This is a genomic window from Methanosarcina hadiensis (genome assembly GCF_046529725.1).
In the GTDB taxonomy this organism is placed as follows: Archaea; Halobacteriota; Methanosarcinia; order Methanosarcinales; family Methanosarcinaceae; genus Methanosarcina; species Methanosarcina hadiensis.
In genome coordinates this window covers 2181404-2195756 of record NZ_CP136241.1, presented here as the reverse complement: position 1 = coordinate 2195756, position 14353 = coordinate 2181404, and the positions used below count along the sequence as shown (strand labels likewise).

At 43.3% G+C, this 14353-nt stretch carries 8 protein-coding genes; 7 read left to right on the top strand and 1 reads right to left on the bottom strand.

All coding sequences use genetic code 11. The features are described from left to right. The first annotated feature begins 283 nt into the window (after nucleotides 1-283). The 3 genes from RSJ42_RS09280 to RSJ42_RS09270 all read left to right on the top strand — a co-directional run bounded on the left by RSJ42_RS09280 (nucleotide 284) and on the right by RSJ42_RS09270 (nucleotide 3570). Nucleotides 284-1480 (top strand): peptidase U32 family protein, encoded by a 1197-nt coding sequence (locus RSJ42_RS09280; protein WP_410507023.1) that lies wholly within the window; start codon nucleotides 284-286, stop codon nucleotides 1478-1480. A 272-nt stretch (nucleotides 1481-1752) separates the two neighbouring features. Then, on the top strand, nucleotides 1753-2718 hold the full coding sequence (mch, locus tag RSJ42_RS09275; RefSeq protein ID WP_410507022.1) for a methenyltetrahydromethanopterin cyclohydrolase: 966 nt from the start codon (nucleotides 1753-1755) through the stop codon (nucleotides 2716-2718). 384 nt (nucleotides 2719-3102) lie between these two features. Continuing rightward, nucleotides 3103-3570, top strand: a complete 468-nt coding sequence (locus RSJ42_RS09270; protein ID WP_410507021.1) for a DUF2124 family protein — start codon at nucleotides 3103-3105, stop codon at nucleotides 3568-3570. Between the two features lie 96 nt (nucleotides 3571-3666). On the opposite strand, the gene RSJ42_RS09265 is transcribed toward RSJ42_RS09270, so the two are convergent. Then, complete coding sequence (locus RSJ42_RS09265; RefSeq protein WP_410507020.1) at nucleotides 3667-3990, bottom strand: hypothetical protein; 324 nt, start codon at nucleotides 3988-3990, stop codon at nucleotides 3667-3669. Between the two features lie 184 nt (nucleotides 3991-4174). Here RSJ42_RS09265 and RSJ42_RS09260 point away from each other — a divergent pair, with 184 nt between their 5' ends. From RSJ42_RS09260 to RSJ42_RS09245, 4 genes are all read left to right on the top strand, one after another. Continuing rightward, on the top strand, nucleotides 4175-5332 hold the full coding sequence (locus RSJ42_RS09260) for an LL-diaminopimelate aminotransferase (protein WP_410507019.1): 1158 nt from the start codon (nucleotides 4175-4177) through the stop codon (nucleotides 5330-5332). A 231-nt stretch (nucleotides 5333-5563) separates the two neighbouring features. Continuing rightward, on the top strand, nucleotides 5564-6334 hold the full coding sequence (locus RSJ42_RS09255) for a UPF0280 family protein (RefSeq protein ID WP_410507018.1): 771 nt from the start codon (nucleotides 5564-5566) through the stop codon (nucleotides 6332-6334). A gap of 705 nt (nucleotides 6335-7039) precedes the next feature. Then, nucleotides 7040-12001: a PKD domain-containing protein gene (locus RSJ42_RS09250; protein ID WP_410507017.1), complete on the top strand. Its 4962-nt coding sequence runs from the start codon at nucleotides 7040-7042 to the stop codon at nucleotides 11999-12001. Between the two features lie 523 nt (nucleotides 12002-12524). Further along, a complete protein-coding gene (locus RSJ42_RS09245) occupies nucleotides 12525-14351 on the top strand; it encodes an aldehyde ferredoxin oxidoreductase family protein (RefSeq protein WP_410507016.1) in 1827 nt (608 codons plus the stop codon). Nucleotides 14352-14353 lie beyond the last annotated feature (2 nt).

Below are 14353 nucleotides of genomic sequence, written 5' to 3'. Positions count from 1 at the left end.
TCGAGTTCATATTCCATTTTATATTCCCCCAATTTTGAAACATTAACAGTCTCTATTTGTTTTCCTCAGTCTATACACAGAACTATTCTCTGTTAAGTCTTACTTCATCCCCATTTTGAAAAATGCAATCCACTTATATATAGTTTTCCGTCAACCTGGTTATCCTTTAACTTAACGTAAAAAGTTCACATTTCTTATAATAATTTCTTAGACTGTAAAATTAATTGGAGCAGTAAATTTGATAGAGATATTTTTAAATTAAAGTTCAGGTATCTCCTCTTTCATGCACAACAGTCCAGGCCCGGAGCTAATAATGGGCATCAGGAACCTTGCAGGGCTTGAAGCCTGCTATAAGTATGCCGATGCGGTCTATTTCTCAACCGACAGGCTCAGCCTGAGAGCAAAAGCAAAAACGGTTACTCTTGAAAACCTCGAAGAATTTGTTTCTGAGATCAAAGCACGGCGTTTAAAAGCCTATCTGGCTGTAAATTCAACAGTAAATGAAGACAGGCTTGAGGAAGCGGACAATGTGATAAAAGCAGCTGCAAAATCCGGAGTAGATGCAGTTATCGCATGGGACCCTGCCGTAATCCTGAAAGCCCGTAAAGCCGGGCTCAAAATCCATATCTCCACGCAGGCAAACGTTACGAACCATGAAGCTGCAGAGTTTTACAGAGCCCTTGGGGCAGAGCGTATAGTGCTTTCAAGGGAACTTTCCCTGGATGAGATACGGGAAATCAAAAACCAGAGCGAGATAGAAGTGGAAACTTTTGTCCATGGTGCGATGTGTATGGCGGTTTCAGGAAGGTGTCATCTCTCGGCATATGTTCTTGGAAAACCCGGTAACTGCGGAGAATGCACTCAGCCCTGCCGCTGGGAGTGGGAGCTTCATGGGGAAGACGGACTTGTCGTGGAGAGCAGGGGAAAATACCTTCTCAGTTCAAAAGATTTATGTATGATAGGATATATTCCGGAACTTCTTAAAGTAGGGATCGATTCGTTTAAGGTCGAAGGAAGGTTGCGTGATCCCCTCTATCTGGAAGTGGTCTCGCGCTGCTACAGGGAAGCAATTGATGCCTGTAAAGAAGGCACTTATACCCGCGAAAAAGTTGAGGCATGGAAGTCCGAGCTGGCTTCGGTATACAACAGGGGCTTTTCTACTGGTTTTTACTTCGGAGTTCCGGGTCTAGAAGGTTTCTCTCCTGAAAAAGGCATGAACGCATCAGAGAAAAAACGCAGGGCTGCAGGAATTGTTGAAAATTATTACCCTAAAAAACAGGCTGCGGCAATAAAGCTGCTTGAAGAAGGGCTTTCAATAGGAGATGAGGTTCTGATAGAAGGAAATACCACTTACCTGAAACAGCAGGTCCGCTCTCTTATAAAGAAAGGAGTAAACCTGCAAAGAGCTGAAAAAGGAGACGAAGTCGGGCTCGCTGTTGATAATATTGTCAGAAAAAACGACCGTATTTTCATAATCTGATCGTAATCCTTCGATTAGTATTAATTAAATAAAATATTATAACAGTATCTATATATTGGATTCTTCCTTATACGGATAGCGAATCTGGGAAACAACCTGAGCTAGTTGGCTCAGTTATACATCATGGCTCAGTTATTCAGCATGGCTCAGTTATTCAGCATTATACTCATTAACATCCTTATCTGTAAACAATATCAATAACGATTTCAATAACTTCGAAAATTTCAATAAGCTTCGATAAACAGTTTTTTGACCGATAAGCAGGTGATATTTTGATAAGCGTCAACGAAATGGGCTCATATGTCATTGAAGAGATGCTCGACTGGAGCGAAGACCTGAAGACAGAAGTAATTAAACTTGATAACGGCGCCACAATCATTGACTGTGGAGTTAAAGCAGAAGGCGGATATGAAGCCGGAATGTACCTGGCAAGACTCTGCCTTGCTGACCTTGCTGACCTTAAATACAGCACCTTTAACCTTAATGGCATAAACTGGCCTGCTATTCAGGTGGCAACCGACAATCCGGTAATTGCATGCATGGCTTCCCAATATGCAGGCTGGAGGATTTCAGTAGGCGGCTACTTCGGTATGGGCTCAGGTCCCGCACGTGCGCTTGGTTTAAAACCCAAAGAGCTTTACGAAGAAATCGGATATGAAGATGATTTCGAAGCTGCGGTCCTTGTCATGGAATCTGACAAAATCCCGGATGAAAAAGTAGTTGAGTATATTGCAAAGCACTGCAGCGTAGACCCTGAAAACGTCATGATCGCTGTCGCGCCTACAGCCTCAATCGCAGGCTCTGTCCAGATTTCAGCCCGTGTCGTTGAAACCGGTATTCATAAATTCGAATCCATAGGCTTTGACATCAACTGCATCAAGAGCGGATACGGAATTGCACCTATCGCCCCCATAGTAGGAAATGATGTCCAGTGCATGGGCTCAACCAATGACTGTGTAATTTACTGCGGCGAAACCAACTACACCGTCCATTTTGAAGGCGAACTGGCTGAACTCGAGGATTTCGTGAAGAAAGTTCCTTCGACAACCTCAAGCGATTTCGGAAAGCCCTTTTACCAGACCTTCAAAGCAGCAAACTTTGACTTCTTTAAAGTTGACGCAGGCATGTTCGCTCCTGCCAGGGTAACAGTAAACGACCTGAAGAGCACAAAAACAATTTCAAGCGGCGGCCTCTATCCCGAAATTCTGCTCGAATCCTTCGGGATAAGGAAAGTATGAAAGGGCATTTGCCTTTTCTCACTTTTCTTCAGTTTATTTTTGCACGTTTTCCCTATTTTATCGCCGATTTTTTCTCTTATTTTTGACCTCAGGATTTTTCTTACTCTACATTATTTGCAGGAAAGGCCTCTTTTCTTCATTGAACAGGGCAAAAAAGTTCAGTATAGCTTATAATACTGCAGTTCAAGCGACAGTAATGAAGTAATTCAAGTGCTTTTATCAATTCTTTTAAGTCCATTTAATTATTTGATAAAATGGATTAACTACTTCTGAATTACTCAAATTATTTATGGGAATGTCTCCAATCTTATTGCGAAAGTAGATAATGCTGGATATAAAGTGCTCAAAAAGTACAGGATATGAAAGATCAAGGAGAAAGGTTTCATGCAGATAATAAACACCTCGCAGGGAGTTGGAGGCATCCTGAACAGTTTCAAGAGTCTCCTGGATGGAGTAGAAAAGATTACATTTATTGGTACCCCTGGTTTCTGTACCCCATTTGCCGAACTCATGGGTTTTGTCGCCAGGGACAAAAAACTTACTTTTATTCCCAATATGGACTTTGAAAAAGCCAGGTTAATCTCCATGACCCCTGAAGGAATGCAACTGGGAGAACCTGTGGATGCCCATGCTGATGCTGTTGTCCTGCTCGGCGGGCTTGCTATGCCAAAGGTCGGCTTCAGCCCCCAGAAAGCTAAAGAGATTGCAGGAAAGGTCCTGGAAGGTTCAAATAAACGAAAAATTATCGGAGTCTGTTTTCAGTCGATGTTTATGCAGCAGAAATGGGATGAGGTTATTAACTTCGATTATATTATCAATGCCGACCTTGCTGTTGAAGTACTTAAAAGCTGAATCTTTAGCCAAATTTTTTCTTTAATTTTTAAGACTATTTATTCTGATTTTACTCTAATCTTTTTTTGATTCCTTTCCACATAATTATTCTGGATATTAATGCCTGGATGTGTGAATTGCTGCGGGTTTGCCTTCGTCTTCCGGTGCTAAAATGTAAACTACAACTGCAATCAAAAGGGCAGGAGACGTCAGAAGCCACAAAAACAAACCGAATAAACTTTTTACAAATATAGAGATTCCAGATAAATTAGTCTGTCCATCGTTGCTAAACAAAAACGGGAAAGAAATAACTGCTTGTTTTGTAAGGCTAGGGTCCATATAATAATAAACATTAAACGGAATTTCAAATATTAGCTCTATAGTTAGAATAAATATCTCAGATGCAATAAAACTTAGAAAAACAGTTCTAATTTTAGACACACAGTATGATTTGAAGTCAAAGTTTATAAAACTTTGCAAAGTTGTGGATCTCGAAAAAAGTAATATGCAACTTTTATTATCCAATCTCTTTTCATTCTTCTTTTTATCCCATACCTTTTAATATCCCCACTGCCGTAATTATGCAGAATTACACACTGTAAACCATATTCAGGTGACTTTCTCAATGTATTCAGACCGCATAAACGCATTACCCCCATATCTTTTTGCAGCTATTGATGAAGCAAGAGATGAAATGATTGCCAAAGGAGTGGACGTAATAGACCTTGGCGTAGGAGATCCCGACCTGCCAACACATCCGCATATTGTTGAGGCCATGCAGAAGGCTGTCTGCGACCCGAAGACGCACCAGTATCCTTCCTATGCCGGGATGCCCGAATTCAGGAAGGCTGCGGCTGAATGGTGCGAGAAATATAAAGGAATAAAGGTTGATCCTGCCACGGAAGTACTTTCACTCATAGGGTCAAAGGAAGCTGTAGCCCATATCCCTCTGGCTTTTGTTAACCCGGAAGACGTCGTACTCTACACCGAGCCAGGGTACCCCGTATATAAGATAGGGACTATTTTTGCGGGCGGAGAACCGTATCCGCTGCCATTGAAAGCTGAGAATAACTTCCTGCCTGACCTTGATTCAATACCTGAGGATATCCTGAAAAAAGCAAAGCTTTTCTTCTTTAACTATCCAAATAACCCGACTGCCGCAACCGCTGATATGGCGTTTTTTGAGAAAGTTGTGGAGTTCTGCAAAAAACATGATATCATTGCCGTCCATGACAACGCATACTGTCAGATGGCTTATGACGGTTACGAAGCACCTTCTTTCCTTGCAGCCGAAGGGGCAATGGATATTGGTATGGAACTTTATTCCCACTCAAAAACCTATAACATGACCGGCTGGAGACTCGGGTTTGCTGCAGGAAATAAAGCTCTCATAAAGGGACTCGGGAAAGTCAAGTCCAATGTGGACTCAGGCGTCTTTGATGCCATCCAGATTGCAGGCATTGCAGCTCTCACGTCCTCACAGGACTGCGTTGATGAAGCAAACAAAATCTACGAAGAGAGGCGGAATGCCCTGATCGAAGGGCTCACTGCTATGGGCCTTGAGGTAAAGCCCCCAAAAGCTACCTTTTATATCTGGGCTCCGGTCCCCAAAGGTTTCACCTCAATCAATTTTGCAAAACTCCTGCTCGAGGAAGCAGGAATCGTTGCAACTCCGGGCGTGGGCTTTGGGGATGCAGGCGAAGGGTACGTAAGGTTCGCCCTGACAAAACCGGTTGACAGGATCAAAGAAGCTGTAGAAAGGATGAAAAAACTGCAGTTCTAACTGGCTGAAAACAACTAAACCTTAAACCGGATCAGAGTAAATTAAAGAGTTAAAAGGCGGCATGCTTAAAAAGCCGCTAAAAATCTTTTTTAATAAACTAATCCGGGAACTCAAAATCGCGTCTCTGACTCCTGCATTCGGAAGCTGCAGTTTTCATACTCCTGTTCAATGCCTGGAAGCCGGGTCAGAAAAGCATTTCTTTTTTAAGCAATAAACGCAATGTAGACCAGCATGCCAGAGCCCGCAAGAGAACCCTTTAAAGAACCCGAAGAATCTGCCGGAACTCCGATAAAGGAGCATTTTCGGCTCAAGGAAACCATAGTCACTATCTCAGCCTGCGATCAGGCTCACATAGAAGCCGCAAAAGAGGCAATCAGAATCCACAGGGCAGTTCTTGAGACCTATATTCTTTCCGACCCTTATTTTCGGCTCACTCTTGAACCCTATGAATGCCCGAAAAGTGCCCCTGAGGTGGTCAGGAGAATGGCAAAAGCAGCAAATACGGTGGGAATCGGGCCAATGAGCGCGGTTGCAGGCACAATCTCTGCCCTTGCTGTGGAAGCAATGGTAAAAGCCGGAGCAAAATACGCTATAGTTGATAACGGTGGGGATATCGCACTTATAAATGACAGGCCAGTTGTGGTCGGAATCTATGCAGGACAATCTCCTATCAAAAATCTGGGGCTTATTTTCGAACCACGTGATTCCATAACAGGGGTCTGCACTTCGGCAGGCACGGTAGGGCCTTCTATCAGCTTCGGGATGGCAGATGCGGCTGCAGTGTTTTCTGATGATGTTTCCCTTGCAGACGCCGCTGCAACTGCGCTTGGAAATGAGGTGGGAATAGGTAAGGAATCAGTAGAGGCTTCCTTTAAAGCTGTAAAAGGAATTTCAGGAATAAAAGGCGCGCTCGTGATCCAGGGAGAGTATATTGGCATGTGGGGAGAACTGCCAGAAATTACAAGGGCAGATGTCAGGTATGAATACATTACCAAGGCCTGAGTAAGCGGAATAAAGGCATAAATATTAGTGTTCTCGACTTTTCTTTATGAAAGAACATTTAATTAACCTGACATCATTCTGTTTTGTCAATATGATCTCACAGCCAGGTTATATACATATTAAACTTGCCCGATCGCCTGACTAACGTGAGACCCTATGGAAGAATTAAGAGAAATGGTAAACAATTTCAGTAAACAATAAACAACTTCGCTTGGTCCTTGAAATTTTCTTGATCTGGCATACTGTCTTGACTTTCGGGATAAGCTCAATAATATCTTTACAGGGTGCTTATTTTTATAGTTATTTTTCTAGAATATTTTCCTTATAGTTATCCTGTTGCAGGAAGGAAGTTTTTGTTTTTAAGACAAATCAAGAATTAATCTTACAATACAAATTATTTAAAATTTTTAGCTGAAACATAATTTAGATAATCTATACTAAGCTAAAAAAAGAAAGATTATTATCATTTGGTTTACAATTATTTTTCATAGTTTTGTAATTCTTATTTATTGGGGGTTCTAATAGTGGCATTAGATGCAATAATCGGCTTAGCCCGAAACAACTTCAATTTCAATGGATCGCCATATTATCCGTTATATAAACCTGTCAAATTTCAAGGGGTTTAACACTTCTAATAAATTTGATAATTCACATCTTAAGGGGTCTAAAATGAAAGGAACGAGTTATATTAATATGTCTAGGGGGATGACCTTTAATAAAGCTCTCTGGATAACGGCACTTGCTCTTCTAATTCTGGTGAGTACTGCAGGTGCTTCGTCATTTGCATATGTTACCAATGGGGAAAGTGACAATATCTCTGTAATTGACACGACAACAGACAGAGTTGTGACCACGATATCGGCAGGGTCCAGCCCTCTGGGAGTTGCAATTAATCCTGATGGGACAAAAGTATACGTGGCAAATGCTCATAGCAACGATGTATCCGTAATTGATACGGCAACAAATAATGTTACAGCTACCGTGCGTGTGGGCAGTTCTCCTCAAGGAATTGCAGTCAGCCCGGATGGCAAAAGGGTATATGTAGCAAACCTGGGCGGCAACACCGTTTCTGTAATTAATACTGTTTCTAACTCTGTTATAAGTACAGTAAAAATGGGAAGGAATCCTACCGGAATAGCTGTGAGCCCTGATGGGAAAAAGGTATATGTAACCAATTACGGGGACAAAAATGTCTCTATCATTGATACGGCTACGAATAAGGTTACAGCCACAGTCTCCGTAGGAAAAGGTCCAAGGGAAATTGTGGTCGCACCGGATGGAGCCAGAGCATATGTGGCAAACTCTGACAGCGGGAGTATTTCTGTTATTGACACAATAACAAATAGCGTTACAGGTACGATAAAGGTAAATGGAGCTCCTTCCGGGGTTGCAGTCAACCCGGAAGGAACCAGAGTGTATGTTTCTAATAATGATAAGTATTTCAGCACTGTCTCTGTAATTGATACTTCTTCAAATACAGTTACAGCTACGATGCCAGTCGGACCAAATCCATCGGGAATTTCAGTCACTCCCGATGGAAAAAAAGTATACGTAGCAATTAACCTCTGCAATGCTGTTTCTGTAATTGACACTGCAACCAACACTGTCACATCAACAATGCTTGCAGGAAAGGGCACTTACGCTTCAGGCAGGTTTATAGGTTCTATCCCTGTACATCCGGTTTATCCTTCAGCTGACTTCAGCACCAATACCACATTAGATTACGTTTTCCTTTCTTCGCCTGTTCAGTTTAAAGACCTGTCCGAAAATGCAACAAGGTGGAAATGGGACTTTGGAGATGGAACCAGCTCTACAAATAAGAATCCCACTCATTCCTACTCTGAGCCCGGGGTCTATACTGTTAGCCTTACAGTAAGTAATTCAAACGGCACGGATTCAAAGACTGCAACATTAAGTGCTGTAAAGAAAGGTTCTCTTTCGCCTTCATACTCATTTATTACCAATATTAACAGCAACACTGTTTCGGTAATTAATACGGAAAATAATAACTTAACAGCCACCGTGCCTGTAGGAATTAGCCCGATAGGAGTTGCATTCAGCCCTGACGGTAAAAATGTATATGTAACGAATGCCCACTACAATCGCAAAGGTTCTGTCTCTGTAATTGATACGGCTATAAATAAAGTTACAGCTACCATCGATTTAGGAGACAAATACGGCCCATACGGAATTGCAGCCACACCGGACGGGAAAAAGCTGTACGTGGCAAATCGTGATATCAACGGCGTTTCCGTAATTGACACGTCTGCGAAAACTGTTATAGCCACGGTGCCTGCAGGAAAATGGCCTATGGGAGTTGCAGCCTCACAGGACGGAACAAAGGTATACGTGACTAACCGTTACAGCAATAATGTCTCCGTAATTGACACAGGCACAAATGCCGTTATAGACAGTGTCAAAGTTGAAACAGGTCCTTGTGGGATTGCAGTCAGCCCGGATGGGGCAAAAATATATGTCTCGAACTGTGAAAGCAGGACTGTTTCTATAATTGATACGGATTCAAACACTGTTACAGCCAGCGTGCCTGTAGAAGAATGGCCTATGGGAGTTGCAGTCAGTCCGGATGGGACAAAAGCATACGTAGCAAACCAGCGCAGCAATAATGTCTCAGTGATTGACACCGCAACAAAAACTGTTGTAGCTTCTGTTAAAGTTGGAAGAAATCCTTACGGAATCTCAGTCACACCGGACGGGACAAAGGTATATGTAGCAAACTGCGGAGACGATGAACATCTTGGAAACACTGTCTCTATAATTGACACAGCCACAAACAGGGTTATAACTACGGAAAAAACAGGTTACAGTCCTGCTGCTTTCGGCCAGTTTATAAGTCCTCTGCCTGCACAGCCATTACTTCCCGCTGCAAACTTCAGCATCAATCTCACAACCGGTTATGCTCCTCTTTCTGTCCAGTTTACGGATTTCTCTAAAAATGCTGACGGGTGGAAATGGGACTTTGGAGAGGGATCCGGTTCAACAAAACAAAATGAGGTGCATACCTACTCCAGGGCAGGGAATTATAATGTAACGCTTACAGTGAACAACGCTAACGGCACTGATTCGAAATTTGCCACAGTAACCGTCCTGGCACAGCCGGTATTTTCCGCCTCAGCAACTTCAGGAAGATCGCCCCTCAGTGTTAGTTTCACTGATCTGAGCACAGGATCGCCGGCATCGTGGAACTGGACTTTTGGGGATGGGACTTATTCAACGGAAAAGAGCCCTGTTCATAGTTATAAAAAACCAGGAAGATATTCCGTTACTTTGACATTAAACGAAACCGGGAACAGGACTGCAGTAACAAAATCCAATTATATCATAGTCTCAAACGGTTTTGAAGCCCCAGTTGCTGACTTTTCTGCGTCTCAGACCTCAGGAAAAACGCCTCTTACCGTTCAATTTACTGACCAGAGCACGGGATCTCCGACCTCAAGGAAATGGAATTTTGGAGACGGTACACGTTCAATCGCACAGAGCCCTGTACATACATACGGGGAAGCAGGATTATACACTGTTACATTAACAGTAAGCAATGAATACGGAAGCAATACGTTAACAAGATCCAGATATATTATTGTTTCAAACGCTTTAAGCAGTCCTGCAGTCAGCTTCTCTGCATCTCCTGCTTTTGGGAAAGCACCTCTTACTGTCGATTTTACCGGACAGGGAAAAGGATCTCCAACCTCATGGAAATGGTCTTTTGGAGACGGGAATAACTCAGAAGATAAAAATCCTGTACATATATTCGATAAACCAGGACTATATTCTGTCAGAGTGACAGCAGGTAATGAAAAAGGCAGTAACACATTAACAAAGACCGGTTATGTTGCCGTCTCAGGCACTGCGAATATCCCTGCCGCCAGATTCTCTTCGTCTCCATCTTCAGGAAAAGCACCTCTTACCGTTCGATTCACTGACAAGAGCACAGGCTCTCCAACTGCCTGGAAATGGTACTTCGGAGACGGAACCAATTCGACAGAGAAGAATCCTGTACACACATACAATGAGTCCGGATTATATTCCGTTTCATTGACAGCAAGTAATGCAAACGGAAGTAATGCACTGACAAAAACAGGGTTTATTGCTGTATCAGGTGTTTCGTTAGCACCTCCAGTTACCAGCTTCTCTGCATCTCCTGCCTCCGGAAAAGCGCCGCTGACCGTTAGTTTTACTGACGAGAGCAAAGGATCTCCAACCTCATGGAAATGGTCTTTCGGAGACGGGAATAATTCCGAAGACCAGAATCCTGCACACATATACAATACACCAGGAAATTATACTGTTGCTTTAACTGCGACCAATGAAGGAGGAAGCAACAGGGTACAGATATCCAGGTATATAAGTGTAGTTTCCGGAAACAGTACTGCGATGCCGAGTTCAGGAACTGTCCCTATCACTGCTTTCTCAGCAACTCAAACTATAGGGAGTGCGCCTTTTACTGTCAGTTTTACTGACGAGAGCACAGGATCTCCGACTTCGTGGAAATGGACTTTCGGGGATGGAGGCAATTCCACGGAAAAGAATCCTGTATACACATACAATAAACCGGGGAGATATAATGTTACATTGACAGCAAGTAATGCAAACGGCGGCAATGCATTGACAAAATTCGGATATGTTTATGTTTCAGGCGATCTGAATGCTCCTGTTTCCAGATTCTCTGCATCTCCGGCTTCAGGAAAAACACCGCTTACCGTTCGCTTTACTGACGAGAGCACAGGGTCACCATCCTCATGGAGGTGGACTTTCGGAGACGGAAGCAATTCCATAGAACAGAACCCTGTGCACACATATAATAAATCAGGGCAATACACTGTTTCATTGACAGCAAGTAATACAAACGGAAGTAATACGTTGACAAAGTTAAGATTTATTGCTGTATCAAGCGTTTCAGATGCTCCAGTCACCAATTTCTCTGCGTCTCCTGCTTCAGGAAAAGCGCCATTTACGGTCCGTTTTACTGACCAGAGCACAGGTTCTCCCACTTCGTGGAAATGGACATTCGGGGATGGAGGCAACTCCACGGAAAAGGATGCTGTATACACATACAATAAATCGGGACTTTATTCCGTTACATTGACAGCAAGTAATGATAACGGCAGTAATGTGTTGACAAAAACCAGCTATATTGCCGTGTCGGATGCTTTAAAAACTCCAGTTGCTAATTTCTCTGCGTCCCATACCTCCGGAAAAGCGCCTCTGACCATCAGTTTTACTGACGAGAGCACAGGTTCTCCATCCTCATGGAGGTGGACTTTCGGAGACGGAGGTAATTCGACAGAACAGAACCCTGTGCATACATACAATAAATCGGGACTTTATTCTGTTGCGTTGACAGCAAATAATGAAAATGGCAGCAATACTCTTGCAAGAACAGGTTATATTGCTATTTCAAACCCTCTTGTCGCTGCCTTTTCCGCATCTCCTGCTTCAGGGCCTGTGCCGCTCAGTGTAAGTTTTATTGACAACAGCACAGGATCACCGGATTCATGGACATGGGCTTTTGGGGATGGAAACACATCAACAGAAAAGAATCCGATACATGTATACGATAGAACTGGACAATTTACTGTCAGTTTGACGGTAAATAATTCCGGAAATACCAGTACTGAAACGAGGTCCAGGTATATTGTAGTTAATAAATGAACAAATAAATAACTGGACGAATAAATATATAAATAAATATCTAAGTAAACAAATAATAACTAAATAATAAATATATAAATAAATATGCGGATCGAAAAACTATCGGATCGAAAAACTATCGGATCGAAAAATGGCTTTGTAAAGACCTGTCTATACCGGTTCCAATATTCAGGATACTGATATAAAATATCGTGAAATCAGTTCAAATAATTGGATCTGGTCTCTCTGAGGGTTTCTACATAGCCATAAAATCTATTTTTCTCAATGTTATAGTCCTCGAACCGGGGTCAGTGATAATTATTGCAATTAATTTCTTTTAATGTGAATACTTTTATTAAGGAACTTTTGTATAATTATATGGTGAATTAATTCAAATTCGTATTGCGTTAATCTCAGTGGTCTAAAAGTTATCCGGCGGGCTCTCGTTTGAGCTTTGTATTGTGGGAGAGTAAGGGGTTGTTGCCGGAACTGGAAGACGGAGCAGTGTGGAAAACTGAAACTAAACCCTTGGAGGAGACTATCTATGTTAGGGGGCTATGCAGGAAAAATTCTTGATGTTAATCTTGAAACCGGAGAGCTTAAAGATAAAACGCTGGACGAAGAGATGCTGAGTATGTACCTTGGAGGAAAAGGGCTCGGCCTGAAACTGATATATGACGAGTTCAGGGATGATATGCAGCCCTTTGACCCGGATAACCTTCTTGTTTTCTCTACAGGCCCTGCTACAGGTGCAAGAGTGCCGACAAGCGGGCGTTACCATATCCTTACAAGCAAATCCCCCCTCACAGGAGCGGTAGGAAGTGGAAATTCCGGAGGAAAATGGGGTCCATTCCTGAAGTTCGCAGGTTACGATGCAGTAGTTGTCAGGGGTATTTCTGAAAAACCCGTTTACCTTACGATTATAAACGGAAAAGCTAAACTTGTTGAAGCTCCCGATATCTGGGGCATGACCGTAACCGCAGTTACGGAAGAGCTGCTTGGCAGGGTAGGGACGGACCCGAAGAAAACCTCTATTGCTTGCGTAGGGCCAGCCGGCGAAAACCTGGTCTCTTTTGCCTGTATAATGAATGATGAATACAGGGCAGCAGGCAGGACAGGCTCCGGCGCTGTAATGGGCAGCAAGAAGCTGAAAGCGATTGTAGTTTCCGGTAACCAGAGACAGGAATCCGCAAATCCGGAGATGCTTGTCGAAAAGGTCGCGGAATCTATGAGTCTTATCAGGGAAAATCCGGTTACTGGTCCCAAAGGAGGCCTGCACGTTTACGGGACTGCAGTCCTTGTGAACATTGTAAATGCACATGGTGCATATTCACATAGAAATTTCCAGCAGAGTCATTACCCTGAAGCTGATGAACAGAGCGGAGAAAGGCTCACTGAAGCTTATCTCACAGGTACTACAGGCTGCTGGGGTTGCCCTATTATCTGCGGAAGAAAATCCGTAGTTCCGGAAGGGCCTTTTAATGTGAGATATACCGAAGGTCCGGAATATGAGACTATTTTTGCCCTGGGCTCCAACTGCGGAGTAAAAGAGCTTGACGCCGTTATAAAAGCCAACCATTTCTGCAACGAGTTCGGGATAGATACGATCTCCATGGGAGGGACAATTGCCTGTGCAATGGAACTTGTGGAGAAAGGAAAAATCCCTGAAGAAAAACTTCTGAGTCTTAACCTCAGGTTCGGGGACGCAGCAGCAATGGTTGAGTGTGTCTGGAGGACAGCATATAAAGCCGGGTTTGGAGCTGACCTTGGGCTTGGCTCGAGAAAGCTCGCAGAAAAGTATCAGGCTCCGGAATATGCAATAAACGTTAAAGGCATGGAACTGCCTGCCTATGACCCTCGCCCGATTCAGGGGATTGGACTTGAGTATGCAACCTCAAACCGCGGAGGAGATCACGTTTATGGCTATACCATTCCATCCGAGATTCTCGGAATCCCTGAGAAGCGTGACCCCTATTCAACCGAAGGAAAGCCTGAGTGGACCATATTCATGCAGGACCTGGGTTCTGCAATCAACTCCAGCGTTGTCTGCCTCTTTACCAATTTTGCCATTGGCCCTTCCCAGTATGCAGGAATGCTTCAGGCTATTACGGGAATGGAGCTGGATCCTGAGAAATTGCTAAAAATTGGGGAGAGAATCACTAACCTCGAACGCGTCATGAATAACAGGTACGGGTTTAACAGGACACAGGATGTTCTGCCAAAACGGCTTATAGAAGAACCCACTCCTTCGGGACCTTCCGAGGGGCAGGCCTCTCACGTGCCTGATATGATTGATAAGTATTACGAACTCAGAGGCTGGGTTGATGGAGTACCCACGGAAGAAAAATTAAGGGAACTGGGAATTGCCTGATG